Source organism: Pseudomonas sp. Leaf15 (genome assembly GCF_001421425.1).
Classification (GTDB): domain Bacteria; phylum Pseudomonadota; class Gammaproteobacteria; order Pseudomonadales; family Pseudomonadaceae; genus Aquipseudomonas; species Aquipseudomonas salomonii.
In genome coordinates, this window is the sequence record NZ_LMKI01000034.1 from 102,292 (window position 1) to 128,748 (window position 26,457).

Annotated in this window: 23 protein-coding genes; 17 read left to right on the forward strand and 6 right to left on the reverse strand. The window is 61.1% G+C overall.

The window, feature by feature from the left end:
• Positions 1-192 precede the first annotated feature (192 nt).
• The 5 genes from ASE80_RS24080 (at position 193) to ASE80_RS24100 (ending at position 5,961) form a co-directional block, all read left to right on the forward strand.
• Positions 193-2,019 (forward strand): long-chain-acyl-CoA synthetase, encoded by a 1,827-nt coding sequence (locus ASE80_RS24080; RefSeq protein ID WP_056861126.1) that lies wholly within the window; start codon positions 193-195, stop codon positions 2,017-2,019.
• A 100-nt stretch (positions 2,020-2,119) separates the two neighbouring features.
• Positions 2,120-2,635 (forward strand): ankyrin repeat domain-containing protein, encoded by a 516-nt coding sequence (locus ASE80_RS24085; protein WP_056861127.1) that lies wholly within the window; start codon positions 2,120-2,122, stop codon positions 2,633-2,635.
• A gap of 40 nt (positions 2,636-2,675) precedes the next feature.
• A complete protein-coding gene (locus tag ASE80_RS24090) occupies positions 2,676-3,206 on the forward strand; it encodes a hypothetical protein (protein ID WP_056861128.1) in 531 nt (176 codons plus the stop codon).
• A gap of 67 nt (positions 3,207-3,273) precedes the next feature.
• A complete protein-coding gene (locus tag ASE80_RS24095; RefSeq protein WP_003172956.1) occupies positions 3,274-3,465 on the forward strand; it encodes a PLDc N-terminal domain-containing protein in 192 nt (63 codons plus the stop codon).
• Positions 3,466-3,873: 408 nt separating this feature from the next.
• Entirely contained in the window at positions 3,874-5,961 is a 2,088-nt protein-coding gene (locus ASE80_RS24100; protein ID WP_056861129.1) for an LTA synthase family protein, read from the forward strand.
• Positions 5,962-6,016: 55 nt separating this feature from the next.
• Here ASE80_RS24100 and ASE80_RS30435 read toward each other — a convergent pair whose 3' ends face one another.
• Entirely contained in the window at positions 6,017-6,169 is a 153-nt protein-coding gene (locus ASE80_RS30435) for a DUF3309 family protein (protein ID WP_003236711.1), read from the reverse strand.
• Between the two features lie 328 nt (positions 6,170-6,497).
• Between ASE80_RS30435 and ASE80_RS24105 the strand changes: the two genes are divergently transcribed.
• Together ASE80_RS24105 and csrA are read left to right on the forward strand one after the other, a co-directional pair.
• Entirely contained in the window at positions 6,498-7,313 is an 816-nt protein-coding gene (locus ASE80_RS24105) for an SDR family oxidoreductase (RefSeq protein WP_056861130.1), read from the forward strand.
• A 249-nt stretch (positions 7,314-7,562) separates the two neighbouring features.
• Positions 7,563-7,760: a carbon storage regulator CsrA gene (csrA, locus tag ASE80_RS24110; RefSeq protein ID WP_056861131.1), complete on the forward strand. Its 198-nt coding sequence runs from the start codon at positions 7,563-7,565 to the stop codon at positions 7,758-7,760.
• Positions 7,761-7,767: 7 nt separating this feature from the next.
• Here the strand turns inward: csrA and ASE80_RS24115 are convergent, their stop codons facing one another.
• From ASE80_RS24115 to mnmC, 5 genes are all read right to left on the reverse strand, one after another.
• Positions 7,768-7,995 (reverse strand): YheU family protein, encoded by a 228-nt coding sequence (locus ASE80_RS24115; protein WP_056861132.1) that lies wholly within the window; start codon positions 7,993-7,995, stop codon positions 7,768-7,770.
• 99 nt (positions 7,996-8,094) lie between these two features.
• Entirely contained in the window at positions 8,095-9,279 is a 1,185-nt protein-coding gene (locus tag ASE80_RS24120) for an osmoprotectant NAGGN system M42 family peptidase (protein ID WP_056861133.1), read from the reverse strand.
• Between the two features lie 136 nt (positions 9,280-9,415).
• Positions 9,416-11,161: an N-acetylglutaminylglutamine synthetase gene (ngg, locus tag ASE80_RS24125; RefSeq protein WP_056861134.1), complete on the reverse strand. Its 1,746-nt coding sequence runs from the start codon at positions 11,159-11,161 to the stop codon at positions 9,416-9,418.
• A gap of 3 nt (positions 11,162-11,164) precedes the next feature.
• Positions 11,165-12,937, reverse strand: a complete 1,773-nt coding sequence (locus tag ASE80_RS24130) for an N-acetylglutaminylglutamine amidotransferase (protein ID WP_056861135.1) — start codon at positions 12,935-12,937, stop codon at positions 11,165-11,167.
• Between the two features lie 164 nt (positions 12,938-13,101).
• Positions 13,102-15,090, reverse strand: coding sequence for a bifunctional tRNA (5-methylaminomethyl-2-thiouridine)(34)-methyltransferase MnmD/FAD-dependent 5-carboxymethylaminomethyl-2-thiouridine(34) oxidoreductase MnmC (mnmC, locus tag ASE80_RS24135; protein ID WP_056861136.1), 1,989 nt, complete (start codon positions 15,088-15,090; stop codon positions 13,102-13,104).
• A 156-nt stretch (positions 15,091-15,246) separates the two neighbouring features.
• On the opposite strand from mnmC, the gene pap reads away from it, so the two are divergent.
• The 10 genes from pap (at position 15,247) to ASE80_RS24185 (ending at position 26,445) form a co-directional block, all read left to right on the forward strand.
• The gene (pap, locus tag ASE80_RS24140; protein WP_056861137.1) at positions 15,247-16,761 is read left to right on the forward strand and encodes a polyphosphate:AMP phosphotransferase; all 1,515 of its coding nucleotides are present in this window, start codon (positions 15,247-15,249) and stop codon (positions 16,759-16,761) included.
• Positions 16,762-18,096: 1,335 nt separating this feature from the next.
• Complete coding sequence (locus ASE80_RS24145) at positions 18,097-19,281, forward strand: thiolase family protein (protein ID WP_056861138.1); 1,185 nt, start codon at positions 18,097-18,099, stop codon at positions 19,279-19,281.
• A 494-nt stretch (positions 19,282-19,775) separates the two neighbouring features.
• Entirely contained in the window at positions 19,776-20,297 is a 522-nt protein-coding gene (locus ASE80_RS24150; RefSeq protein WP_056861139.1) for a fimbrial protein, read from the forward strand.
• 52 nt (positions 20,298-20,349) lie between these two features.
• Entirely contained in the window at positions 20,350-20,910 is a 561-nt protein-coding gene (locus ASE80_RS24155; protein WP_056861140.1) for a fimbrial protein, read from the forward strand.
• Between the two features lie 20 nt (positions 20,911-20,930).
• A complete protein-coding gene (locus ASE80_RS24160) occupies positions 20,931-23,534 on the forward strand; it encodes an outer membrane usher protein (protein WP_156376422.1) in 2,604 nt (867 codons plus the stop codon).
• Entirely contained in the window at positions 23,531-24,289 is a 759-nt protein-coding gene (locus ASE80_RS24165; protein WP_056861141.1) for a fimbria/pilus periplasmic chaperone, read from the forward strand. The genes ASE80_RS24160 and ASE80_RS24165 overlap by 4 nt, the downstream gene beginning before the upstream one ends.
• Positions 24,290-24,314: 25 nt before the next feature.
• Entirely contained in the window at positions 24,315-24,899 is a 585-nt protein-coding gene (locus tag ASE80_RS24170; RefSeq protein ID WP_056861142.1) for a fimbrial protein, read from the forward strand.
• A 10-nt stretch (positions 24,900-24,909) separates the two neighbouring features.
• Positions 24,910-25,404: a fimbrial protein gene (locus ASE80_RS24175; protein ID WP_056861143.1), complete on the forward strand. Its 495-nt coding sequence runs from the start codon at positions 24,910-24,912 to the stop codon at positions 25,402-25,404.
• Between the two features lie 13 nt (positions 25,405-25,417).
• Entirely contained in the window at positions 25,418-25,897 is a 480-nt protein-coding gene (locus ASE80_RS24180) for a fimbrial protein (protein ID WP_056861144.1), read from the forward strand.
• Positions 25,898-25,908: 11 nt separating this feature from the next.
• Positions 25,909-26,445 (forward strand): fimbrial protein, encoded by a 537-nt coding sequence (locus ASE80_RS24185; protein WP_056861145.1) that lies wholly within the window; start codon positions 25,909-25,911, stop codon positions 26,443-26,445.
• Positions 26,446-26,457 lie beyond the last annotated feature (12 nt).

The following is a 26,457-nucleotide window of genomic DNA, read 5'->3' on the forward strand; positions in this document are numbered from 1 at the left end:
GAAGATAAAGACCGCCTCGGCTGGGCAAAATTCCTTTTCGGTGGAGGCCGACTCGGGATACAAAACTTTTCAAATCCCGCATGTACAGTCAAAGAATGGCAGGCGTATTTTCCTGCATGGCATTCGGCATCTGCCTACAGGGCTGCCGCTGTCCCTGGATCATACGAAGAATAAGAAAAAGGATGTTCCGCCATGAGCCATCAACAAGACGACATGATCACCTGGGGCAAGCTCTTGCGTAAGGTGCCTGCGATTGTTCGCGCCCTGCCACGCGTGGTGCGCGGCATGCGCGCCGCGAATGTCACCGACCCCGCGCAGCCTTGCGGCCTCGGTTGGCACTTTGAACAGGCTGCGTTGCGCAACCCCGACGGCGCGGCGTTGTTGTATGGCGACAGCGTGCTCAGCTACCGCGAAGCCAACCAGCGTGCCAATCGTATCGCGCATTACCTGCACGAGCAGGGCATCGGCAAGGGTGATGTGGTCGCGCTGTTTATTGAAAATCGCCCGGAGCTGCTGCTCAGCGTGCTGGCCGTGGCCAAGCTGGGCGGCATCTGCGCCATGCTCAATACCGCGCAAACCCAGGCGGCGCTGGTGCACAGCCTGAACCTGGTGAACCCGGTGGCGATCGTGGCAGGCGCGGAATTGCTCGACGCCTATGCGGCGGTGCGCGATCAAGTGTCGATCGCGGCCGAACGCAGCTGGTGTGTGGCGGATCAATCCTCAACCGTGGTGCCGCAGGGCTACACCGACCTGCTGGCCGCCAGCGCCGACAGCCCGCTGGACAACCCGGCCAGCAGCGGGCACATCTTCTTCAACGACCCGTGCTTCTATATCTACACCTCCGGCACCACCGGTTTGCCCAAGGCCGGCATCATGAAACACGGGCGCTGGACCAAGACAGCGGTGAGTTTCGGCAGCATCGCCCTGGACATGGGGCCGCAAGACGTCCTGTATTGCACCTTGCCGCTGTACCACGCCACCGGCCTGTGTGTGTGCTGGGGCTCGGCAATTATTGGCGCGTCGGGCTTCGCCATCCGGCGTAAATTCAGCGCCAGCCAGTTCTGGGACGATGCGCGCAAATTCAACGCAACCACTTTGGGGTATGTCGGCGAACTGTGCCGCTACCTGCTGGATCAGCCGGCCAGTGCGCAGGATCGCGACAATAAAGTCACCAAGATGGTCGGCAATGGCCTGCGCCCCGGTGTCTGGGCGCAGTTCAAACAGCGTTATGGCGTGGAGCACATCTGCGAGCTGTATGCGGCCAGCGACGGCAACATCGGGTTTACCAATGTGCTGAATTTCGACAACACCATCGGCTTTTGCCTGCAGCATTGGGCGCTGGTGGAGTACTCCCATGAAGCCGGCGAGCCGTTGCGGGGCAGCGACGGTTTCCTGCGCAAGGTGCAAACCGGCGGGCAGGGCTTGCTGCTGGCCAGGATCGATGAAAAGTCGCCGTTCGATGGCTACACCGACCCGGAAAAGAACCGCAAGGTGGTGCTCACGGACGTGTTCGAGAAGGGCGACCGCTACTTCAATACCGGCGACTTGTTGCGCAGTATCGGCTTCGGTCATGCGCAATTTGTCGACCGGCTGGGCGACACCTACCGTTGGAAGGGCGAAAACGTCTCCACCACCGAAGTGGAAAACGTGCTGTTGCAGCACCCGCAGATCGCCGAAGTGGTGGCCTATGGCGTCGAGATCGAAAACACCAATGGCCGCGCCGGCATGGTTGCCATCACCCCAAGTGAGTCGTTGGCAGCCCTGGACATGCGCGAGCTGCTGCAGTTTGCCCACGGTCAGTTGCCGCACTATGCGGTGCCGTTGTTTTTGCGCATCAAGGTGAAGATGGAAACCACTGGCACCTTCAAATACCAGAAGGTCAAGCTCAAGGAGGAAGCCTTCGACCCGGACAAGGCCGGTAACGACCCGGTGTACGCGTGGCTGCCGGGCTCCGACAGTTATGTACCGGTCACCGGGCAATTGCTGGCACAGATCCAGGGCGGGCAGTTCCGTTATTAATTCTGGCTATGAATGCTTTTGACAAAAAAGCCATGACAGCGGGGAACTCCCTCGCGACACTGGGCGCCTTATACACATTCCCAGACAAGGAGTTTCCTGCATGTCAGACCAGCCCAAACAAATGACCGACGATGAAGCCGCCGAATTCGCCGAGCAGGTTTTCGATGTGGCCCGCAAAGGCGATGCGGCGATGCTTACAGCGCTCCTGGCCAAAGGTCTGCCGGCCAATTTTCGCAACCACAATGGTGACACCTTGCTGATGCTCGCGGCCTACCACGGCCATGTCGATGCAGTAAAAGTGCTGCTGGAATTCAAAGCCGACCCGCTGATCGCCAACGATAAGAACCAGCTGCCGATTGCCGGCGCCGCGTTCAAGGGCGACCAGGCGGTGGTTGAGGCGCTGATCGAAGGCGGCGTGCCGGTGGATGCCTCATCTTCGGACGGGCGCACAGCGCTGATGCTGGCCGCGATGTTCAACCGCGTTGAAATGGTCGACTACCTGCTCGCTCAAGGCGCCAATCCCAAGGCCACCGATGCCCAGGGCGCGACCGCGCTTGCGGCCGCACTAACCATGGGCGCGGCGGATACGGCGGCGCAGTTGCAGAAACTGGTGTAGGCTACGCGCCCTCAAAAACCAGCTGCCACAGGACCTTCCCATGCACACCGCCCTCGTCGAACTTATCAGTAAAATCAGCGCCGGCGTCATGGGCGAGGAAGAGGTGGTACGCATCGCCACAGAAGCCGCCCAGGCCTACGCGGACCCGGCGGCGTTTCTGACGGCGAACCCGGATATCAACTACGACGACACCTTCCCTATCCCGTTGGGTGAGTGGGTAGTAGTTGGCAGCCTGCCGGACACGGTGCTGTTCCAGGCTGACACCTATGGCGATCTGTTCGCACAGATCGTCGCCTCATTCGGCCCCGGCGTGGCGTTCAACCTCAAGCCCAAGCAGCTGGCCAAGACCGAAGACCTCACCGCGCTGAATCGCATTCAGATCCAGATGAGCGCGTTGAGCCCCGAAGAGGGCGGCTATGTGTTGCTCAACTTCAGCCAATTGCTCGATGACGAGATCCAGGCGGTGCTGGTGTATGGCAATGACCTGCCGCGCGTGTTGGAACTGTGCGCCGAAGTCGGGATCAAGGCCGAGCCGTCGCTGGAAGCCTTGAAAGTCGCCGTCCACGTCTGAAATAAAACGGAACCCCTGCCAGGGCTGACTATCCTACAAGTGCATGCCCTCACTTAGGAGCGACACCATGGGTTCCACTTTCAACGGTCTTATCGGCCTGATCATCCTGGCGCTGGATATCTGGGCGATCATCAACGTGTTCAAAAGTGGCGCCAGCACCGGCGCTAAAGTGTTGTGGATCCTGCTGATCCTGTTGCTGCCGGTACTGGGCCTGATCATCTGGGCGATTGCCGGGCCGCGCGGTAACGTGCGGATTTGATCGCTCACTTAATTTGAAGTGAGCACCATCCCTGTGGGAGCGGGCTTGCCCGCGATAGCGGTGTATCAGTATCAGATGTTTTGACTGACACACTGCAATCGCGGGCAAGCCCGCTCCCACATTGGTTTTCAGCGTACTCAGGATTTTGTGTGTCGAAACTATTCGCTGCACACAATTTTCACATCTTTTCCAAGACAATTCGGCGGTTTTACGGCTCTGCCAAGGCTCTAACTCGGGTGCCCTTAAAGGCAGGTCCCGGGCGCACGTTCAGTAATTAATAGCGTTGATGCCGTTGATCGGGCACCATTTGCGCCACCGCGTTAACCGCCTACCCCAGCCAGCCTGGGCGAGGGTCGGACGCCACTGCATTATTTCGAAACTTAAACTTCCAATGGGTCCTAGAACGACATGGCAAACCCGGACGCCCTGAGTCAGCAGCGAGCTTCTAATCGCTTGCTGCAACCGACCGTCAAATCCCATCTGGCATACACGCTGCTTTGCGCGCTGGTCATGATGGTGATGTTCTCCCTGCTGCGCCTGGCGCTGCTGGTCTACAACCGCGAGATGATCCTCGACACGCCGGCCTCGACCTTCCTCGAAGCCTTCGTCAACGGCACGCGCTTCGACATCCGCTTTGTGATGTATGCATTGGTTCCGCTGCTGCTGGCGTTGTTCAGCGTACGGGCCATGGCAGCGCGCGGGTTCTTCCGTTTTTGGCTGACCGTGGTGTCCAGCATTGCCCTGTTCCTGGGCCTGATGGAGATGGACTTCTACCGCGAATTCCACCAGCGCCTCAACGGCCTGGTGTTCCAGTATGTGAAGGAAGACCCGAAAACCGTAATGAGCATGCTCTGGTACGGTTTCCCGGTGGTGCGCTACCTGCTGTCCTGGGCCGTGGGCACTTTGATTCTGAGCATCGCCTTCAAGGGCGCCGACCGCGCGACGCGCCCACGTGGCCCGTTCAGCGGCGGCACCGTCGGCACTCGCCAGGTGGCTCCGTGGTACAGCCGCATTGCGGTGTTTGTGGTGTGCCTGCTGATCGCCGTGGTCGCCATCCGTGGCACCCTGCGCCAGGGCCCGCCGCTGCGTTGGGGTGATGTCTACACCACCGAATCCAACTTCGCCAACCAGTTGGGCTTGAACGGCACGCTGTCGTTGATCGCTGCGGCCAAGTCGCGCTTCTCCGAAGAGCGCTCGAACATCTGGAAAGCCACGCTGGACCAACCGCTGGCCACCCAGACCGTGCGCGACATGCTGGTGTTGCCGCAAGAGAAACTGGTGGATACCGACACCGCCGCCGTGCGCCGTGACTACACGCCACCGGCCGAGAAAACCCTGCCGATCAAGAACGTCGTGGTGATCCTGATGGAAAGCTTCGCCGGTCACTCGGTCGGCGCACTGGGTCGCCCGGGCAACATCACGCCGTACTTCGACAAACTGTCCAAGGAAGGTTTGCTGTTCGACCGTTTCTTCTCCAATGGCACCCACACCCACCAGGGCATGTTCGCCACCATGGCGTGCTTCCCGAACCTGCCGGGCTTCGAATACCTGATGCAGACCCCGGAAGGCAGCCACAAGCTGTCGGGCCTGCCGCAGTTGCTCAGCGCGCGCAAATTTGACGACGTGTATGTCTACAACGGGGATTTCGCCTGGGACAACCAGTCGGGTTTCTTCAGCAACCAGGGCATGACCAACTTTATCGGGCGCAACGACTTCGTTAACCCGGTGTTCTCCGACCCGACGTGGGGCGTGTCCGACCAGGACATGTTCAACCGTGGCCTGGAAGAGTTGAAGGCCCGCGAAGGCGGCAAGCCGTTCTACGCCCTGCTGCAAACCCTGTCCAACCACACGCCGTATGCGTTGCCGACGCCATTGCCGGTCGAGAAAGTCACCGACCGTGGCAGCCTCAACGAGCATTTGACGGCCATGCGTTACTCTGACTGGGCCCTGGGCCAGTTCTTTGAAAAGGCGCGTAAAGAGCCGTACTTCAAGGAAACCCTGTTCGTGATCGTGGGTGACCACGGTTTTGGTAATGAACAGCAGATCACCGAGATGGACCTGGGCCGCTTCAACGTACCGATGCTGATGATTGCACCGGGCATGCAGGAGAAGTTCGGCGAGCGTGACCACACCGTGGGCACCCAGATCGACATCGTGCCGACCATCATGGGCCGCCTCGGTGGCGACACCTTGCACCAGTGCTGGGGCCGCGACCTGTTGAACCTGCCGGAAGGCGACAAGGGCTTTGGCGTGATCAAGCCGTCGGGCAGCGACCAGACCGTCGCCCTGGTCACTGCGGACCGCATCCTGGTACTGCCTAAAGAGATGCCGCCGAAACTGTGGGAATACGAGCTGGGCGCTAACCCGACCGGTAAGGTGATTCCTGAATCGCCGGACGAAGCCGCGCTGAAGCAGAAACTTGAGTCGTTCCTGCAGACGGCCACCAAGAGTCTGTTGGATAACACCGCCGGTGTGATCGACGGCAAGCCGGACTAATAATCCGGGCATAAAAAAAGAGGCCTTCTAAAAGGCCTCTTTTTTTGTCCGGATTTTATATCCGGCCGAGCAGCAACAGCACCACCAGCACCACCAGCACCACACCGAGAATACCCGATGGGCCATAGCCCCAGTTACGTGAGTGCGGGAACACCGGCAGGCCGCCGACCAGCAGCAGGATCAGGATAATGATCAGAATCAGGCTCATGTTTTTTTCCTTGTGGGCCTTCTGAAAAGACCGGTTGTTTATCGACAGGCCCGTGGGTTTATTTACGGACGCCTTAATAACTCCGACTGTGCTGTTGTGCAGAAAATTCCATAGTTTCTTAAAGCATTTCGCAGACAGGCTTATTTCTTTTAATACGTTCGCAATGCCGTGCACTTAGTTGAAAAAGATTGAACTTACGCTATAAGCCGCGCTGCTACCCGGCCGGCGGTTTGCCTGAGGCATTCATCAACTGGATGGTGCGTGGGTGCAGGAAAAACCTTCGCTACACTGCCGATCACTTCTTCCGTGAACTACAAGGCTACTACCTATGCAAAATCGCATGATGATCACTGGCGCCGGGTCCGGCCTGGGTCGCGAAATCGCGCTGCGCTGGGCGCGCGAGGGTTGGCAGTTGGCCTTGTCGGACGTCAGCGAGCCCGGCTTGCAGGAAACCCTCAAGTGGGTACGCGAGGCCGGTGGCGATGGGTTTATCCAGCGCTGCGACGTGCGTGACTACAGCCAGCTCACCGCCTTTGCCCAGGCATGCGAAGTGAAGCTGGGCGGCATTGATGTGATCGTCAACAACGCAGGCGTCGCCTCGGGTGGGTTCTTTGCCGAGTTGTCCCTGGAAGATTGGGACTGGCAAATTGCGATCAACTTGATGGGCGTGGTCAAGGGCTGCAAGGCGTTCCTGCCGCTGCTGGAAAAGAGCAAGGGCCGGATTATCAACATCGCCTCCATGGCTGCGCTGATGCAGGGGCCGGCGATGAGCAACTACAACGTGGCCAAGGCCGGCGTGGTGGCGTTGTCGGAGAGTTTGCTGGTGGAACTCAAGCAGCAGGAAGTCGGTGTGCATGTGGTGTGCCCGTCGTTTTTCCAGACCAACCTGCTGGATTCATTCCGTGGGCCAACGCCTGCGATGAAGGCGCAGGTCGGCAAGTTGCTGGAGAGCTCACCGATTTCGGCGGCGGATATTGCCGATTACATTTATCAGCGGGTGGCAGAAGGGGAGTTCATGATTTTGCCCCACGAGCAGGGGCGCATGGCGTGGGCGTTGAAGCAAAAGAACCCGCAGTTGCTGTATGACGAGATGACGCTGATGGCCGACAAGATGCGCGCCAAGGCGCAGGCAACCAAGGGCTGATGATGATCGTTCCCACGCTCCGCGTGGGAATGCCGCCCCGGACGCTCCGCGTCCCGCTTTTGAAGGCGTGACGCGGAGCGTCACCGGATGCGTTACCACGCGGAGCGTGGGAACGATCAGAAACTGGGGCTTGTCTGTCAGTAAAATTACCAGGCTGCGTAGGCCTTGCCTGATTTTACCGCAAGCCATTGCTGCGCCAAATCCAATCACGCATGGTCAAGGTCCTGTCACTCCAAAAGGACAACCGCCATGCTGGTTTTAAGCCGCGCTGTAGGCGAAATCATCTCCATCGGCGATGACATCGCCCTGCACATTCTCGAACTCAACGGTACTCAAGTGAAATTCGGCATCGCCGCCCCGGCGGGTGTGAATGTCCATCGGGCCGAGGTGTACCAGAAGATCCTCGAACGCCAGGCCGCAGAAACCCACGCCGTACCCAACCGCTGAAACCTGCTCAGTCAAACAAATGCTTGGGCACGTCGTGCTTGAGCATCAGCTGGCATTGCTCGCTTTCCGGGTCGAACACAATCAGGGCCTGGCCCTTGGTCAAGGCATGGCGCACGCGCAGTACCCGGGTTTCCAGGGGCGTGTCGTCGCCGTTGTCAGTGCCGTCGCGAGTCACGAAGTCTTCGATGAGGCGGGTCAGGGTGTCGACTTCAAGTGCGTCGTAGGGAATCAGCATACAAGCCTCAGAGGTAGGAACCCGGCGATGCTACTGCGCCGGGGCCTTTGTTACTAGCAGTTACCAGCAGTTACCAGTAGTTGCCAGTAGTTGCCAGTGTCAGGACTTCTGACCGACCAGGCTGTCCACCGATGGCACGCGGGTGTCGCTCTCCATTTGCGTTTCGTGCTCAATCTGATGACTGAACCGGTCCAGCGAACCCTGGGCCGGTTGTGCGTCGCTGGCGAATACCGGCGGGCTGAGGATGTATGCGCTCAACAAGCGGCTGAGCGCGGCCAGGCTGTCAATGTGTGTGCGCTCATAGCCATGGGTCGCATCGCAACCGAACGCCAGCAGTGCGGTGCGAATGTCGTGGCCGGCGGTGACCGCCGAGTGGGCGTCGCTGAAGTAATAGCGAAACAGATCGCGGCGCACCGGCAATTCATTTTCCGAGGCCAGGCGCAGCAGGTGACGGGACAGGTGATAGTCATACGGCCCGCCGGAATCCTGCATGGCCACACTCACGGCATGTTCGCTGGAATGCTGGCCGGGCGCGACCGGGGCGATGTCGATACCGACAAATTCACTCACATCCCAGGGCAGGGCGGCGGCCGCGCCACTGCCGGTTTCTTCGGTGATGGTGAACAGCGGGTGGCAGTCGATCAATAACGGTTCGCCGCTGTCGACAATCGCCTTGAGTGCGGCAAGCAGGGCGGCCACACCGGCTTTATCGTCCAGGTGGCGGGCGCTGATATGCCCGCTCTCGGTGAACTCCGGCAGTGGGTCGAACGCTACATAGTCACCGATGCTGATGCCTAGCGAGTCGCAATCGGCGCGCGTGGCGCAGTAGGCGTCCAGGCGCAATTCCACGTGGTCCCAGCTCACCGGCATTTCATCCACGGCGGTATTGAACGCATGCCCGGAGGCCATCAGCGGCAACACGCTGCCACGGATTACGCCGTTGTCGGTAAACAGGCTGACGCGGCTGCCTTCGGCAAAACGGCTGGACCAGCAGCCCACCGGCGCGAGCGTCAGGCGGCCGTTGTCCTTGATCGCCCGCACGGCGGCGCCGATGGTGTCCAGGTGCGCGGAGACGGCGCGGTCGGGGCTGTTTTTCTGGCCCTTTAACGTGGCGCGGATGGTACCGCGCCGGGTCATTTCAAAGGGGATGCCGAGTTCTTCCAGGCGCTCGGCGACATAGCGCACGATGGTGTCGGTAAACCCGGTGGGGCTTGGAATGGCGAGCATTTCCAGCAACACTTTTTGCAGGTAGTTGAGATCCGGTTCGGGGATGGTTCGGGTCATGGAAACTCCTGATGAGTTGAGGGCGATCGTTCCCACGCGCAGCAAAGGAATGCCTCACTGGACGCTCTGCGTCCGCTCTTGTGACGCGGAGCGTCACCGGCTGCATTCCCACGCAGAGCGTGGGAACGATCAGTGGTCAGGCAGTCGGCTGACTGTGCGGAAACAACAAATCCACAAACTTCTCCGCTGTCGGTTGCGGTTCGTGATTAGCCAGCCCGGCGCGTTCGTTGGCTTCGATAAACACGTACTCGGGTTGGTCGGCGGCGGGCACCATCAGGTCCAGGCCGACCATGGGAATGTCCAGTGCACGGGCGGCACGCACGGCGGCGTCCACCAGTGTCGGGTGGAGAATCGCGGTGACATCTTCCAGGCAACCGCCGGTATGCAGGTTGGCGGTACGGCGCACCGCCAGGGTTTGGCCACGGGGCAAGATGCTGCTGTAGTCATAACCGGCGGCGTGCAGGGTGCGTTGGGTTTCGGCATCCAGCGGGATTTTGCTTTCGCCGTCGGTGGCCGCCTGGCGACGACGGCTCTGGGCCTCGATCAAGGCGCCGATGGAATGCTGACCATCACCGGTGACCTCGGCAGGGCGCCGAATCGCAGCGGCAACCACTTCAAAGCCGATCACCAGGATGCGCAGGTCGAGGCCTTCGTGGAAGCTTTCGAGCAACACGCGGCTGTCAAATTGACGCGCCGTCTCGATGGCTTTTTGCACCTCCTCGATGGTCTGCAGATCCACCGCCACGCCCTGGCCTTGCTCGCCATCCAGCGGCTTGACCACGATGCGCTGATGCTCATCGAGAAATTCCAGGTTGTCGTCGGCGCTGCCGGCCAATTGTTGCGACGGCAGCTTCAAACCTGCCGCACTGAGCACCTTGTGGGTCAGGCTCTTGTCCTGGCACAGGGTCATGCTGATAGCGCTGGTCAGGTCGCTCAACGACTCGCGGCAACGCACTCGGCGCCCGCCGTGGCTGAGGGTGAACAGGCCGGCATCGGCGTCATCCACTTGCACATCAATGCCACGTCGATGGGCTTCTTCGACAATGATGCGTGCATACGGGTTAAAGCCTGCCTGCGGGCCGGGGCCGAGAAACAGCGGCTGGTTGATGCCGTTCTTGCGCTTGATCGCAAAGGTGGTCAGCGCCCGGAAACCGAGCTTGGCGTAGAGGCTCTTGGCCTGGCGGTTATCGTGCAGCACCGACAGGTCAAGGTAGCTCAGGCCACGGCTCATAAAGTGTTCCACCAGGTGGCGCACCAGCACCTCGCCGACACCCGGGCGCGTGCATTGCGGGTCGACCGCCAGGCACCACAGGCTGCAACCGTTTTCCGGGTCGTGGAAGGCTTTTTGATGGTTCAGGCCCATCACGCTGCCGATCACCGCGCCGCTGTCTTCATCTTCGGCCAGCCAATACACCGGGCCGCCCTGGTGGCGTGGTGTCAGGCGCTCGGCGTCGACCGGCAGCATGCCACGGCCTTGATACAGCTGGTTGACCGCCTGCCAATCGGCCTCGCTCTGCACCCGGCGAATGCGAAAGCCGCGAAATACCCGCGTAGCGGGGCGGTAGTCGCTGAACCACAGGCGCAAGGTGTCGGAGGGGTCGAGGAACAACTGCTGCGGATCAATCCCGAGGATCTGTTGGGGCGCTGCCACGTACAGCGCAATGTCGCGCTCGCCCGCCTGCTCGTTGAGCAGTTCCTGCGCCAGGCTGGCCGGGTCCGGGAAAGTGTGCCCGATCAACAACCGCCCCCAGCCGCAATGCACGGCGATCGGCTCGGCGGCCAGTGGGCTGCCGTCTTCGGCCAGGCGCGCCTGCAGGCGTTCGTAAGTCGGCGCCTGGCCCTTGAGCAAGCGTTGGCTGTAAGCCGCTGCAAGAGGTTTCATCAATCAGATTCCTTGTTCGCTGAGCCACAGGTTCAGCGCCGCCAGTTGCCACAGTTTGGAGCCGCGCAGCGGCGTCAGTTGGCCTTGCGGGTCGGTCAGCAGGCGGTCGAGCATGGCCGGGTTGAACAGGCCGCGATCCTGGCTCGGGTCCATCAGCAGATCGCGCACCCAGTTCAAGGTGTCACCCTGCAAATGCTTGAGGCCCGGCACCGGGAAGTAGCCTTTTTTGCGGTCGATGACTTCGCTGGGGATGACTCGGCGCGCGGCTTCTTTCAGCACCTGCTTGCCGCCATCGGGCAATTTGAATTTGCCCGGCACACGGGCCGACAGTTCCACCAGGCGGTAGTCCAGGAACGGCGTGCGCGCCTCCAGGCCCCAGGCCATGGTCATGTTGTCGACACGTTTGACCGGGTCGTCCACCAGCATCACCGTGCTGTCCAGGCGCAAGGCCTTGTCCACGGCGGCATCGGCACCGGGCATGGCAAAATGTTCGCGCACAAAGTCACCGGCGGCGTCATTGGCGGTCAGCCATTTGGGCGCGACGGTGGCGGCATAGTCGTCGTAGCTGCGGTCAAAAAAAGCGTCGCGGTAGGCGGCATACGGGTCGCTGGCGCCATCGACTTGCGGGTACCAGTGGTAGCCGGCGAACAACTCGTCGGCACCCTGGCCGCTCTGCACCACTTTGCAGTGCTTGGCCACTTCCCGCGACAGCAGGTAGAAGGCGATGCAGTCATGGCTGACCATCGGCTCGCTCATGGCGCGGAAGGCTGCCGGCAGTTGCTCGATGATCTCGCTTTCGGCGATGCGCAATTGGTGATGACGCGTACCGTAGTGTTTGGCAATCAAATCCGAATACTGGAACTCGTCGCCACGTTCGCCACCGGCGTCTTCAAAACCGATGGAAAAGGTCGACAGGTCCTGCACGCCGACTTCCCGCAGCAGGCCCACCAGCATGCTCGAATCCACGCCGCCCGAGAGCAGCACGCCGACATCCACAGCCGCACGTTGGCGGATCGCCACGGCTTCGCGGGTGCTGTCGAGTACACGGTCGGTCCAGTCTTCCAGCGTCAGGTTTTTCTCGTCGTCATGCGGGCCGTAGGGCAGGCTCCACCAGGTTTTCTGCTCGGTGGTGCCATTGGCGTCGATGCGCATCCAGCTGGCCGGCGGCAGTTTTTCTATACCCGCCAGCAAGGTGCGCGGTGCAGGCACCACGGCATGGAAATTCAAATAATGATTAAGCGCGACCGGATCCAGGATCGGGTTGATATCGCCACCTTTGAGCAAAGCCGGCAGCGCTGAGGCAAAGCGCAGGCGCTGGCCGGTGCGCGACAGGTACAGCGGCTTCACACCCAGACGGTCACGGGCGATAAACAGGCGCTGGGCGTCACGCTCCCAGATGGCAAAGGCAAACATGCCATTGAGCTTGGGCAGCAAGGCTTCGCCCCAGGCGTGATAGCCCTTGAGCAGCACTTCGGTGTCACCACCGGAATAGAAGGCGTAGCCCAGGGCTTCCAGCTCTTGACGCAATTCCGGGAAATTATAGATTGCACCATTGAACGCCAGGGACAGCCCCAACTGGGCGTCGACCATCGGTTGGGCGGAGCCGTCCGACAGGTCCATGATCTTCAGGCGGCGGTGGCCCAGGGCAATCGGCCCCTGGGCATGGAAGCCCCAGGCATCGGGGCCTCGCGGGGCAAGGTGATGGGTGATGCGTTCTACGGCTGCCAGGTCGGCAGGTTGATGATCAAAGCGTAACTCGCCAGCTAGTCCACACATAAATTCCTTACCGGTTTTTCCGTTGGGGAGGGCAATACTCAATACGCCCGACAGGGCGCGTACCCAGAAACTGACCCAGTGCTATGCGTGGAGTTTTAGACCGATAAGTTATAAGGCAAATAGCCGCGATGCTGGTAACGGCGTTATTTCTTCCCTCAGGATGATCAGCGTGTTGCGGGTTTTCCTCGTACCAGCGCGCGCAACGCAAACCGGTTCGGGTGGCAGGCTTCGGCCACGCTGGCCGGTACCGGCAGCGGTTCGTCGCTCAACCAGGCAGCCAGCAGTTCGCCGCACAGTGGCGCGGTGATCAGCCCGCGTGAACCGTGGCCGCTGTTGATATAGAGGCCCGGCAACCACGGGCAGGGCGTATCCGGGACTTGCCGGGCGTCTTTGCGCAGTACGGCGTAAGCCTGTTGGAACGCGGCGCTATCGGCCAAGGGGCCGACGATTGGCAGGTAGTCAGGGCTGGTGCAACGGAATGCGGCGCGGCCTAGCAAGTGTTCGGCGTTCAGTGAGTCAGCGCCAAGACGCAGCAGCAGGTCTGCGGAGATCTCGCGCAGCATCGCAAGGTTGCCGGTGTGTTCGGCAACGGTGGGTGTCAGGTCTTCATTATTGAAATCAAAACTGGCGCCCAAGGTGTGTTCGCCAAGGCGCGCCGGTGCCACATAACCTTCTGCGCACACCACGGTGGCCAATGCCGCACTCGCCGGGGTTTGCGCCAAACGCGTGATCTGCCCGCGAATACGCTTGAGCGGCAAATCCGCACTCAGCGGGAAGCGCTTGATTTCGGCTGCACCGGCCAGCACTACCACGCTGGCGCTGGCCAGTACGTCATCGCCGTCACGGGCTTGCCACTGCCCGTCGACGCGGTGCAGCTCGAGCGCCTCGTGATGGGTGAGCACCTTGATCAGCGGATGCGCGGCTTGCCATTGGCACAGCGCCGGTGGATGCACCCAGCCACCTTCCGGGAAAAACAGCCCGCCCTGGGCCAATGCGATGCCGGCCTGTTGTTGGGCCTGGTCCTGGTTTAGTACGTGCAACAGCTCCGGTGCGAAGGCCTCGGCCAGTTGCGCCTGGCGTTGAGCCTCCTTGGCGTCAAACGCCAGTTGCAGGACGCCGCAACCGTCCCAGTCAACGCCGCGCTGCAAGTGCTCCAGCAGGCGCCGGGTATGGCCGAAACCGCTGAGTATCAGCTGCGACAGCGCTGTGCCATGGGCCGACAGCTTGAGGTACAGCACGCCCTGCGGGTTGCCCGAGGCTTCCTGGGCCAAGGCGCCGTGACGTTCCAGCAGGCTGACGCGCCAACCCCGGGCGGCCAGGCTGGCGGCGGTGGCGCAACCGGCCAGGCCGCCGCCGATGACCATGGCATGGCGTTCGCCTTCGACGGCTGCCGGGCGCGCAAACCAGGGTTTGGGTGCGGCCGGCGGTGGCGTATCGTCGGGCCAACCGAGAAACTCGCCGCGCAGGATTTCCCACTTGTGGCCGATGCCGGGTGTGCGTTTCATCTTGAACCCGGCGGCATTGATCAGCCGGCGTACCCAGCCAGTGCTGGTGAAGGTGCTGATGGTCGAGCCCGGCGCCGCCAGGCGCGCCAGTTGGGCGAACAGCTCGGCGGTCCACATGTCGGGGTTTTTCGCCGGGGCAAAGCCGTCGAGAAACCACGCGTCCACTTGCGCATCCAGTTGCGGCAATTGCTCCAGCGCATCACCAATCAGCAGCGTCAGGGTCACGCGGCCGTTATCCAGCACCAGGCGCTGGAAGCCTTGATGGATCGCGATGTACTGCGCCAACAATTGCTCGGCAAACGGTTGCAGTTCGGGCCAGAGGGCGAGGGCGCGCTGCAGGTCGGTGTGGCTCAGCGGGTATTTTTCCACGCTGACAAAATGCAGGCGTGCCCCGGGCACCGCGTGTTGCTCGAACAGTTGCCAGGCGCACAGGAAATTCAGCCCCGTACCAAACCCGGTTTCACCAATCACCAACTGCCCGTTCACCGGCAAGGCGGCAAAGCGCTCCTGCAAACGGTTCTGCTCAAGGAACACATAACGGGTTTCTTCAAGGCCCGACTTGTCGGAAAAGTACACGTCGTCGAACACCCGCGAGTGCGGGCGGCCTTGGTCATCCCAGTCGAGCTGGGCGTGGGTGATGGGGGTCATGGGCGGCTCATAAAAATAACGGCGGGCAAAGGCACGGCGGCCATTCTAGCCGATCAACCGGTAATGAATTGACCCACGGCAAGCGCGGGTTGAATTTCCTTCCGCGTGTTGTTGCCCAATCCGCTAGTCTTGAGCCATCTTGAAACGGAGCTGCCCATGTTCGAATCCGCCGAAATCGGTCACGCCATCGACAAAGACACCTATGACGCCGAAGTGCCGGCCCTGCGTGAAGCCTTGCTGGAAGTGCAGTACGAGCTGCAACAGCAGAAGCGCTTCCCGGTGATCATCCTGATCAACGGCATCGAAGGCGCGGGCAAGGGCGAAACCGTCAAGTTGCTCAATGAATGGATGGACCCACGCCTGATCGAGGTGCGCACCTTCGACCAGCAGACCGACGAAGAACTGGCACGGCCACCGGCGTGGCGCTATTGGCGTCAGCTGCCGGCCAAGGGCCGCATGGGCATTTTTTTCGGCAACTGGTACAGCCAGATGCTGCAAAGCCGTGTGCATGGCCAGATCAAGGACGCGCGCCTGGACCAGGCCATCGCCGGTGCCGAGCGCCTGGAAAAGATGCTCTGTGATGAAGGCGCGCTGATCTTCAAGTTCTGGTTCCACTTGTCGAAAAAACAGATGAAGGCACGCCTCAAGGCGCTGGCCGATGACCCGCTGCACAGCTGGCGCATCAGCCCGCTGGACTGGCAGCAGTCCGAGACCTACGACAAGTTTGTGCATTTTGGCGAACGTATCCTGCGCCGCACCAGCCGCGACTACGCCCCCTGGCATGTGATCGAAGGTGTGGATGCGCATTACCGCAGCCTCACGGTGGGCAAGATCCTGCTCGAAAGCCTGCAAAACGCCTTGAAGCTGCCCAAAGGCAAGGCCAGCGGCATGAACCCGGCGCCGTTGATTGCCTCGGTGGACAAAAAGAGCCTGCTCGACAGCCTTGACTTGACCCTGCGCCTGGACAAAGACGATTACGAAGAACAGCTGATCACCGAGCAGGCGCGTTTCTCCGGCCTGATGCGCGACAAGCGCATGCGCAAGCACGCGTTGATCACCGTGTTTGAAGGCAACGATGCGGCGGGCAAGGGCGGGGCGATCCGCCGCGTGGCGGCAGCGCTGGACCCGCGCCAGTACCATATCGTGCCGATTGCCGCGCCGAGTGAAGACGAGCGCGCCCAGCCGTATCTGTGGCGCTTTTGGCAGAAGATTCCGGCACGCGGGATGTTCACCGTGTTCGACCGCTCGTGGTATGGCCGTGTGTTGGTGGAGCGCATCGAAGGCTTTTGCACCCCGACGGACTGGATGCGCGCCTATGGCGAGATCAATGATTTCGAAGAGCAACTGCGCGATGCGGGCGTGATCGTGGTCAAGTTCTGGCTGGCCATCGACAAAGACACGCAGCTGGAGCGCTTCCAGGCCCGTGAGGAAATCCCCTTCAAGCGCTTCAAAATTACCGAAGACGACTGGCGCAACCGCGACAAGTGGGACGATTACCGGGCGGCGGTGGGTGACATGGTCGACCGCACCAGCACCGAAGTTTCGCCCTGGACCCTGGTGGAAGCCAACGACAAACGCTGGGCACGGGTCAAGGTGCTGCGCACCATCAACCGCGCGCTGGAAGAGGCGTTCGACAAGACCGACAAGCACGATAAAAAGAAAAAGAAATAGCGGAAGCTGTCGAGCATTGATCGTTCCCACGCTCTGCGTGGTAACGCATCCAGTGACGCTCCGCGTCGACTTCAAGGTGGCCGTGGTCAGCGGGACGCAGAGCGTCCGGGGCTGCATGCCCACGCGGAGCGTGGGAACGATCCACCCAACGCAGGGCAAGCGAGCTTTCTGTGGCGAGCAGGCTTGCCCTGCGTTGGGCTGCGCAGCAGCCCCCGGCCCAGGCAGCGCGTTCTTTCAGGCAAACCTCATTGGCAGGGTGGCGAGCAGGCTTGCCCTGCGTTGGGCTGCGCAGCAGCCCCCGGCCCAGGCAGCGCGTTCTTTCAGRCAAACCTCATYGGCAGGTTTTGGGGCCGCTTCGCARCCCAACGCAGGGCAAGCCTGCTCGCCACMGAAGCCCTGTTCGCAAGGCGGTCTTGCTTTTGATCGTTCCCACGCTCTGCGTGGTAACGCATCCAGTGACGCTCCGCGTCGCCTTCAAGGTGGCCGTGGCCAGCGGGSACGCAGRGCGTCCGGGGCTGCATGCCCACGCGGAGCGTGGGAACGATCCATCTGCGTCGYCTTCAAGGCCTGTGGTARGCGAGCTTTCTGTGGCGAGCAGGCTTGCCCTGCGTTGGGCTGCGCAGCAGCCCCCGGCCCAGGCAGCGCGTTCTTTCAGGCAAACCTCATCGGGGCCGCTTCGCAACCCAACGCAGGGCAAGCCTGCTCGCCACMGAAGCCCTGTTCGCAAGGCGGTCWTGCTTTTGATCGTTCCCACGCTCTGCGTGGTAATGCATCCAGTGACGCTCCGCGTCGCCTTCAAGGTGGCCGTGGTCAGCGGGACGCAGAGCGTCCGGGGCTGCATGCCCACGCGGAGCGTGGGAACGATCCATCTGCGTCGTCTTCAAGKCCTGTGGTARGCGAGCTTTCTGTGGCGAGCAGGCTTGCCCTGCGTTGGGCTGCGCAGCAGCCCCCGGCCCAGGCAGCGCGTTCTTTCAGRCAAACCTCTGGGGCCGCTTCGCAACCCAACGCAGGGCAAGCCTGCTCGCCACAGAAGCCCTGTTCGCAAGGCGGTCATGCTTTTGATCGTTCCCACGCTCTGCGTGGTAACGCATCCAGTGACGCTCCGCGTCGCCTTCAAGGTGGCCGTGGCCAGCGGGCACGCAGAGCGTCCGGGGCTGCATGCCCACGCGGAGCGTGGGAACGATCCATCTGCGTCGTCTTCAAGGCCTGCTCGCCACCGAAGCCTCGTTCGCAAGGCGGTCATGCTTTTGTATATGCCAGGTGAATGATCATCGCTGTTGGGCAGGCCCGGATCTATGCTCGGTCCATCTCCCAACAACAAGATCGAGGTAGCCCATGCGTGAAGTAGTGATCGTCGACAGCGTGCGAACCGGCCTGGCCAAGTCCTTTCGTGGCAAGTTCAACCAGACGCGCCCGGATGACATGGCGGCCCATTGCGTCAACGCGCTGCTGGCGCGCAATGGCATCGACCCGGCGACGGTCGAGGATTGCATCGTCGGCGCCGGCTCCAACGAAGGCGCCCAGGGCTACAACATCGGGCGTAACGTGGCGGTGCTCTCGCAACTGGGCACCGGGACGGCGGGCATGACCCTCAACCGGTTCTGTTCCTCGGGCTTGCAGGCGATTGCGATTGCGGCCAACCAGATTGCCTCGGGTTGCAGCGATATCATCGTTGCCGGTGGCGTCGAGTCCATCAGCCTGACCATGAAAAGCGTCAACACCGACAACCTGATCAACCCGCTGCTCAAGGAACAGGTGCCGGGCATTTACTTCCCCATGGGCCAGACAGCCGAGATCGTCGCGCGCCGCTATAACGTCAGTCGCGAAGATCAGGACCTGTACGCCCTGCAAAGCCAGCAGCGCACCGCCCAGGCCCAGGCCGACGGCTTGTTCAACGATGAAATCGTGCCGATGGCGGTCCAGTACAAGGTCGAAGACAAAACTACCGGCCAGGTGCAGGTACTCGAGGGCGTGGTCGACCGCGACGATTGCAACCGCCCCGACACCACGCTGGCCAGCCTCAATGGCCTCAAGCCGGTGTTTGCCGAAGACGGTTCGGTGACGGCGGGCAACTCCTCGCAGTTGTCTGATGGCGCTTCGATGACCTTGGTGATGAGCCTGGAAAAAGCCCTGCAACTGGGGCTCAAGCCCAAGGCGTTTTTCCGTGGTTTTACCGTGGCCGGTTGCGAGCCGGACGAAATGGGCATTGGCCCAGTGTTCTCGGTGCCCAAACTGCTCAAGGCCAAGGGCTTGCAGGTGGCGGATATCGACCTGTGGGAGCTTAACGAAGCGTTTGCTTCCCAGTGCCTCTACGCACGCAATCGTCTGGAAATCGACAACGCCAGGTACAACGTCAACGGCGGCTCGATCTCCATCGGCCATCCGTTCGGCATGACCGGGTCGCGGCAGGTAGGGCACCTGGTGCGTGAGTTGCAGCGCCGTAACCTGCGCTATGGCATCGTCACCATGTGCGTGGGCGGTGGCATGGGCGCGACCGGGTTGTTTGAGGCCGTGCGTTAGTCAACCGACAGTTCGCACCTTATTTCTATAAAGGGGGAGCGTGCTCCCCCTTTGCACATTCGCTGTTTGGTAATAATCGGGTACGGCTTCGTTTGTTAGATTAGTTGCTCTAATGGCGTAAACACGGTTATTTTTCAATGTGTGTAATCCTCATCTTACAGATGCGATCTGGTTTGAATTGTTCTCATTAGTCCGCGCGTAGTCCTTTTCCTTCAGCTGTTTTCAAAGTTTTGGCAAATAGCCATGTTTTTCCTGCGTGGTCTAGTGTGTCGCGGCTACCTGGTTTACGGAAACAGATGGCTTACTTGCGCAAGTGTGAAGTGGAGAATTGCCCGGCGTTGAGCTGATCCCTGAATTGCAATACAACTAATTGGAAAACAACTCAGGAATCGTCGGCTTAACAACACGGGTTATAACCGCTCGTTTAATCAGCCCTGCACCGACCTGTGGCCGGGCTTCTTTAATGACACTTGTGAATAAGTGGGAATCTGTACATGAAAACCAAAATGAAAGCTGCGCTGTTGTCTATCGGTCTGATGGCCGGCTCGATCTCTGTTGCGCAGGCAGCGGATGGGACGGTTACGTTTCTAGGGTCGGTGCACTCGGGTGCTTGCTCTATCAAGCCTGACTCTGTGGATCAGACCGTTCGCCTGGGGGCGATTGCCAAACACCAACTGGAATCGGGCGGCAAGTCTGAGGCGCGCCGTGTGCTGATTGAACTGGAAGGCTGCGACCTGTCCGGCCTGACCGATAACACCGTGACCACCACCTTTACCGGCGCGCCTTCCAGCGCTGTGCCTGGCGCGATCGGTACGGTCGGTGGTGCAGGCGGCGTGGGCATCATGATGACTCACGGCGGCGACCTGGTTGAGCTGGGCAAACCCACCGCCCCACAAGCCATCGTCACCGGTAACAACACCCTGGAGTTCGGTGCCTACGTACAAGGCGCCGCCACCGACCCGATCATCCCGGGCGATTTCAGCGCCGTTACCAACTTCACCTTGGCTTATCAGTAAGTTTTGCTCCCCGCCACCCTGTGTGGCGGGGGGACGCTGACGGGAGAACCAGGTGAATACATTCATACGCCTCGCACTCGCCTCTTCGTTGACGACATTCATCGGCCCTTGTGTGTTCGCTCAGGCGGCATCGCAAGGCGATGGCGTCGTGGTGCTGGGGGGAGAAGTCGTTGACTCAGCCTGCGGGCTGGAACTGGGCAGTATCGATCAGACCATCGAGATGCCACCGGAGCCGGTGGGCCGGCTGCTACGCAATACGCGCGGCGAAGACCACCCCTTCCAGCTGCGTCTGGTCAATTGCACGCTGACCCGTCCGGACCCGTCGCGCCCAGGGGCAACCCTGCCTGACTGGGAGCACATGCGGGTGACGTTTGACGGTGCTACCGACCGGGCCGGGCTTTCCTTTGCTGTGTTTGGTGGCTCGCAGGGGGTTGCCCTGCACATTGTGGACGCTGCCGGCGAGGAGAGTATTCCCGGGCAGCGGATGACGCCGACCCCTCTGTCGGAGGGCGACATGACACTCAACTACAGATTTTATCTGGTCGGTAACGGGCTGCCGTTGGTCGTGGGCGCTCACACCGCCGCAGTGCGGTTCAAGTTGGAATACTTTTGAATAGTGATGGACAGGCGTTCATGTTGAATACAGCGAAGTTCAAAAATACGCTGCGCCCGAGCCTGTTTGGCGGGTTGATGTCTCTGGCAGGAACAGCACTGGGAGCCGGGGATGTCGAGTTTAATACGGATGTGCTCGACCTGATTGATCGCAGCAATATTGACTTGTCTCAATTTGCCCGCAGCGGGTTTATTTTGCCGGGTACTTACACGATGGTGGTGCAAGTCAATGGCCAGCCTATTCCTGAACAATCGGTGGCGTTCTATCCTCCGGACAAAGACCCCAAAGGCAGTCAGGCGTGTTTGTCGCGCAGCCTGGTGGAACAGTTAAGCCTGAAAGTCTCCGATGCCGACAAGCTGGGATGGTGGAAGGGAGGCGAGTGTCTGGATATTCAAAGTTTGCCAGGCATGGAAGTCAGTGGAGACCTGGCCACCTCCACGCTAAGTATCAACTTGCCCCAGGCGTATCTTGAGTACAACGCCATCAACTGGGACCCGCCTTCGCGCTGGGATGAAGGTGTGCCGGGGTTGCTGGTCGACTACAGCGTCACGGCGCAGTCCAACTACCAGCGCGGCGATGGCAACCGCAATAACCTCAGTGGCAATGGCACCGTGGGAGCCAACGCCGGCGCCTGGCGCTTGCGGGCCGACTGGCAAGGACGTGTTGAACGTGGCCGGCAGGAAGCGGCCGGGCCGCAAAAACTGGAATGGAGCCGTTACTACGCGTATCGCGCCATTCCTGCGCTGAAGGCGCGTTTGCTGGTGGGTGAGAACTACCTGTATTCAGACCTGTTCGACAGCTTCCGCTTCACCGGTGCCGCGCTTAATTCGGATGAAAGCCAATTGCCGCCCAACTTGCGTGGCTACGCGCCGGAAGTGGTCGGGGTGGCCAAGACCAATGCCAAGGTCATCATCAGCCAGCAGGGCCGCGTGCTCTACGAAACCCTGGTCGCAGCCGGCCCCTTTCGCATCCAGGATTTGCAGGACGCGGTCACGGGCAAGCTGGATGTGCGGGTGGAAGAACAGGATGGCTCGGTGCACAGCTTCCAGATGGACACCGCCGGCGTGCCTTACCTGACACGCCCTGGGCAGGTTCGCTACAAGTTGGCGACGGGCAGGCCGTCCAATCTGCAGAACGGCTCGAATGGCAATGTTTTCGGGACCGGCGAGTTTTCCTGGGGTATCAGCAATGGCTGGTCGTTGTTCGGCGGCGGCATGTCCGATAACAACTACCGGGCATTATCGGTCGGGGCCGGGCGGGACTTGCTGGCGTTCGGCGCCGTTTCGCTGGATGTGACGCAGTCGCACGCCGAGGTGTGGGACCAGACGCTCTCGGGCAAATCCTACCGCCTTCAATACTCCAAGAATTTCGAAGAGTACGACAGCCAGGTGACCTTCGCCGGTTACCGGTTTTCCGAGAAGAACTTCCTGAGCATGAGTGAGTACCTGGACGCCCGGCATTACGGCTTGAACGGCGAACTCGGCGGACGTGGGGACTACCGCGACCCCAATGAGGGCTGGAAGCCGATTGGCGGCAGCAAGGCGCTGTATACGGTCACCGTCAACAAGCAGTTTCGTGACCTGGGTGCCACCGTCTACGCCAGCTACAACAAGCAAACCTATTGGGATCGGCCGGACACCCAGCGCTGGAACCTGTCGCTGTCACGCTACTTCAATGTGGGCACGGTCAAGAACATGAGCCTGTCCCTGAACATGTACCGCACCGAGGAATACAACTACAAAGACAACGGCATGGCGCTCACGGTCAGCCTGCCATTGGGGCGCACCGGCACACTGTCGATGGACGCCAACCGGACTGCCGGAAAGAACAACTTTGCGACGCGCTACAGCGATCGCCTGGATGAGCGCAACAGCTACCAGCTCAGTGCCAGTGACTCGTCCGCCAGTGGTTACTTGAGCCATATGGGCGACCAGGCCGATATCGACCTGAGCGCCAGCACCCAGGAGGGCGGCTACAGCAGCGTCGGCCTGTCGGCACGTGGCGGCGGCACGCTCACACCCTACGGTGGCGCACTCCATCGAACGACCAGCACCGGCGGCACCCGCCTGATGATCGACACCGGTGGCGTACCCGACGTGCCTGTGCGCGGTTACGGCTCACCGACCCGCAGTAACGTGTTCGGCAAGGCGGTGATCTCCGACATCAGCAGCTACCAGCGCACAGCGGCCAGCGTTGATCTGGAGTGCTTGCCAAACAATGTCGAGGCCACTCAATCGGTCACGCAATTGACCCTCACCGAAGGCGCGATCGGCTACCGCTCGCTGGATGTGATCGCCGGTGAAAAGGCCATGGCCGTGGTACGCCTGCCGGACGGCAGCCTGCCGCCTTTCGGCGCGACGGTGAAGAACCTCAAGCAACAGGACACCGGGATTGTGAACGACGGCGGCAACGTCTACCTGAGCGGTATTCGGGCCGGCGAACAGATGGTCGTCAGTTGGGGCGGCGACGAACGCTGCCTGCTCACGCTGCCGGCCACGTTGCCGGCTGATGGTTTGACCGACGCCCTGCAACTGCGCTGCCAGGTGGTCGCCACCGAGCAATCCCTGACTGAGCCCGCCGTGCTGACCGGCAAGCCCACTGATACGGAGAACACATCCTCATGAAGCTCAACACACGCCTTACCTCCCAAGCCTTCGCGCTGCTGGCCCTGGCCCTTAGCCAGAGCGCCAACGCCGCCGTCGGCCTGGACCGCACCCGCGTGATTTTCGATGGCGGCAAAGATGCCACCAGCGTGAACATCACCAATAACAACACGCAGTTGCCGTATCTGGCCCAGGGCTGGATCGAGGACGAAGCGGGTAAAAAAATCACCTCGCCGTTGATCGTGCTGCCGCCGGTTCAACGCCTGGAACCTGGCAAACAAAGCCAGGTGAAAGTCCAGGCGCTGCCGGCGGCCAAGTCGCTGCCGCAGGACCGGGAGACGGTCTATTACTTCAACCTGCGGGAGATTCCGCCGCGCAGCGACAAGTCCAACACCCTGCAAATTGCCTTGCAGACCCGGATCAAGTTGTTCTACCGGCCGCAAGCCATTACCCCGAGCCAGCAGGACCTGTCCAACCCCTGGCAGCAGAAACTCACCCTGACCCGCGAAGGCGACCAGTATCGGGTGCACAACCCGACGCCTTACTACGTGACCCTGGTGGATGCGCGCAGCAGCAAGGAGGGCAAAACCGTGGAGGGCTTTGCGCCCCTGATGATTGCGCCCAAGGAGTCGTTGACCCTGGGCCCCTCCGCCAAGGCGCTGGGCGCGGCCCCTTACCTGGCCTATGTGAATGATTACGGCGGTCGTCCGCTCCTGGCGTTCACCTGCACGGGTGACACGTGCAGCGTGAACGTGCAGGCCTCATCGCCTAATTGAGTAATGCGTGCTGCTGGAGAAGGTTATGAAGTCGCAACGTATGAAGGTCTTGGGCGGCCTGTTGTGGGTCTTGGCGGCGGGGGTTCACGCCGCCGAGGATGACGAGGATATCGAAGGAATGAGTGGGATGCTGAATGTCCTCGGGGCCATGCACGAGTCGCCGTGCAGCCTGGAAATGACCTCGCTGCATCAGACGGTGGACCTGGACGCCATATCGACCAGCCATCTGCAACGGCCCGGCGATCAGGCACCGGTCAAAGCCTTTCAGCTGCGGTTTACCGATTGCATGCGCAGCGCCGGTCGCGTGCGTAACGAGCGCACCGGGAACCTGACGTGGAGTGCCTACCAACCGGTGCTGTCGGTGGCGTTTGACGCACCGGCCGATGCCGATGATCCACGCCTGGTCAAGGTACAAGGCATAAGCGGTATGGGCCTGCAGTTGACCGACCCCCTTGGGCGCGATGTTCAGCTGGGCGCCAAGGGCGAACCGTTGATCCTGCCCGTAGGCCGCAACATCCAGACCTGGAATGTTCGGCCGACGCGCACCTCGGCGCCGTTGACCAGCGGGGCATTCAAGGCCGTGGTGCAATTCAGGCTCAACTATGAGTAAGGGCAGAGCGATGGCTAGAACATTCGGCCCATGGGCCATTCTTATCGGTGGCGGCATGCTGTGGGCTGCCAGCCAAGGGGTGCAGGCCGATACCGCCCTGAACATCCGCGCGGTCATCATCGCGCCGCCGCCTTGCGTGATCAACAGCGGCGCAACCCTGGATGTGCCGTTTGGCAACGACCTGCAGACGTCACGGGTCGATGGGGTTAATTACCGGCGTGACGTGCCCTACATCGTCACCTGCGATTCGCCGTTCAGCAATGCCCTGACCCTGGAACTCAAAGGCACCGGCGCCGGGTTTGACAGCCGCGTGCTGTCGACCCGCAAGGCCGACCTTGGGGTCAAGCTGTTCGTGAATGGCGCTGACTGGCCGTTGAACACGGCGGTGAATTTTACCTATCCCAATTTCCCGGCGGTACAGGCGGTGCCTGTCAAGCGCGTGGGCAGCAAGCTGACCGGCGGGGCATTTGATGCCGCTGCCACCCTGGTGGTCGATTACCAATGACGAGGAATGCTCAATGACATTTTGGCAGCAACGCCTGTTGCTCACCGTGTGTTCCATCGGCCTTTGCAGTGGTGCGTCGGCCAACCTGACGTTCAGCGGCACGCTGAATGAACCGCCGCCGTGCACGATCGATAGCGGCAACACCATTGAGGTGGATTTTGGCGATGTCGGGGTAAAACGCATCGATGGTGTGAAATACCGCCGAGGCGTCGGTTACGCCATCAACTGTGGCACCGACACCTTGCCGTGGGAGCTCAAATTGAGCGTGAACGGCACAGCCTCGTCGTTTGACGGTGCAGCGGTGCAGACCAGCGTGCCGGCGCTGGGCATTCGGATTTTCCAGAACAACCTGCCGTTTCCACTCAATACACCGCTGGACATCACCCTGTCGTCACCGCCGACATTGGAGGTGGTGCCCGTGCAACAGCCCGGTGCAGTTCTGACCCCCGCGCGGTTTACGGCCGTGGCCACGTTGTTGGCTGAATACCAGTAGGAGTTGAGTCGATGCGAGACCAAATTGTGCAAAAAGGCGGGCTGGCGTTGCTGCTCGCCTCGGGCCTGATCCCGGTGGGGCACGCGGCGGATAACCTGAGTTTCAAGGGCAACCTGGTGGAAGAGGCCTGCACCATCCGCCCAGGCGATGAAGCCATCACGCTGGAACTCTGGGACGTCACCAGCAAGCACCTTTATATCAACACGCGAACCGTGGGCAAGCGCTTCCAACTGCACCTGGAGGAGTGTGATACCACCATCGGCAACACGGTGACCATCACCTTCGGCGGTGCCGAAAACGGCGAGTTGCCCGGTTTGTTCGCGCTGGACGGTGGCAGTGGTGCTTCGGGGATTGGAGTCGGTATCGAGACGCTGAGCGATAAGCCATTGCCTGTGAATGCCGTCAGTGATGAACAAGTGCTGAGCGATGGCAACAACGTGATCGAACTCAAGGCCTATGTGCAGGGCGAGCCGGCGGCTATCCGCGATCAAACCATAGGTCACGGCGCTTACACAGTGACCTCGACTTTTACGTTGGACTACCCCTAGCAGCCTGCTGCC

What these genes read in the sequence shown, in the direction of transcription:
- ASE80_RS24080 (WP_056861126.1), top strand. Translation starts at nt 193, where the DNA reads ATGAGCCATCAACAAGACGACATGATCACCTGGGGCAAGCTCTTGCGT.
- ASE80_RS24085 (WP_056861127.1), top strand. Translation starts at nt 2,120, where the DNA reads ATGTCAGACCAGCCCAAACAAATGACCGACGATGAAGCCGCCGAATTC.
- ASE80_RS24090 (WP_056861128.1), top strand. Translation starts at nt 2,676, where the DNA reads ATGCACACCGCCCTCGTCGAACTTATCAGTAAAATCAGCGCCGGCGTC.
- ASE80_RS24095 (WP_003172956.1), top strand. Translation starts at nt 3,274, where the DNA reads ATGGGTTCCACTTTCAACGGTCTTATCGGCCTGATCATCCTGGCGCTG.
- ASE80_RS24100 (WP_056861129.1), top strand. Translation starts at nt 3,874, where the DNA reads ATGGCAAACCCGGACGCCCTGAGTCAGCAGCGAGCTTCTAATCGCTTG.
- ASE80_RS30435 (WP_003236711.1), bottom strand. Translation starts at nt 6,169, where the DNA reads ATGAGCCTGATTCTGATCATTATCCTGATCCTGCTGCTGGTCGGCGGC.
- ASE80_RS24105 (WP_056861130.1), top strand. Translation starts at nt 6,498, where the DNA reads ATGCAAAATCGCATGATGATCACTGGCGCCGGGTCCGGCCTGGGTCGC.
- csrA (WP_056861131.1), top strand. Translation starts at nt 7,563, where the DNA reads ATGCTGGTTTTAAGCCGCGCTGTAGGCGAAATCATCTCCATCGGCGAT.
- ASE80_RS24115 (WP_056861132.1), bottom strand. Translation starts at nt 7,995, where the DNA reads ATGCTGATTCCCTACGACGCACTTGAAGTCGACACCCTGACCCGCCTC.
- ASE80_RS24120 (WP_056861133.1), bottom strand. Translation starts at nt 9,279, where the DNA reads ATGACCCGAACCATCCCCGAACCGGATCTCAACTACCTGCAAAAAGTG.
- ngg (WP_056861134.1), bottom strand. Translation starts at nt 11,161, where the DNA reads ATGAAACCTCTTGCAGCGGCTTACAGCCAACGCTTGCTCAAGGGCCAG.
- ASE80_RS24130 (WP_056861135.1), bottom strand. Translation starts at nt 12,937, where the DNA reads ATGTGTGGACTAGCTGGCGAGTTACGCTTTGATCATCAACCTGCCGAC.
- mnmC (WP_056861136.1), bottom strand. Translation starts at nt 15,090, where the DNA reads ATGACCCCCATCACCCACGCCCAGCTCGACTGGGATGACCAAGGCCGC.
- pap (WP_056861137.1), top strand. Translation starts at nt 15,247, where the DNA reads ATGTTCGAATCCGCCGAAATCGGTCACGCCATCGACAAAGACACCTAT.
- ASE80_RS24145 (WP_056861138.1), top strand. Translation starts at nt 18,097, where the DNA reads ATGCGTGAAGTAGTGATCGTCGACAGCGTGCGAACCGGCCTGGCCAAG.
- ASE80_RS24150 (WP_056861139.1), top strand. Translation starts at nt 19,776, where the DNA reads ATGAAAACCAAAATGAAAGCTGCGCTGTTGTCTATCGGTCTGATGGCC.
- ASE80_RS24160 (WP_156376422.1), top strand. Translation starts at nt 20,931, where the DNA reads ATGTTGAATACAGCGAAGTTCAAAAATACGCTGCGCCCGAGCCTGTTT.
- ASE80_RS24165 (WP_056861141.1), top strand. Translation starts at nt 23,531, where the DNA reads ATGAAGCTCAACACACGCCTTACCTCCCAAGCCTTCGCGCTGCTGGCC.
- ASE80_RS24170 (WP_056861142.1), top strand. Translation starts at nt 24,315, where the DNA reads ATGAAGTCGCAACGTATGAAGGTCTTGGGCGGCCTGTTGTGGGTCTTG.
- ASE80_RS24175 (WP_056861143.1), top strand. Translation starts at nt 24,910, where the DNA reads ATGGCTAGAACATTCGGCCCATGGGCCATTCTTATCGGTGGCGGCATG.
- ASE80_RS24180 (WP_056861144.1), top strand. Translation starts at nt 25,418, where the DNA reads ATGACATTTTGGCAGCAACGCCTGTTGCTCACCGTGTGTTCCATCGGC.
- ASE80_RS24185 (WP_056861145.1), top strand. Translation starts at nt 25,909, where the DNA reads ATGCGAGACCAAATTGTGCAAAAAGGCGGGCTGGCGTTGCTGCTCGCC.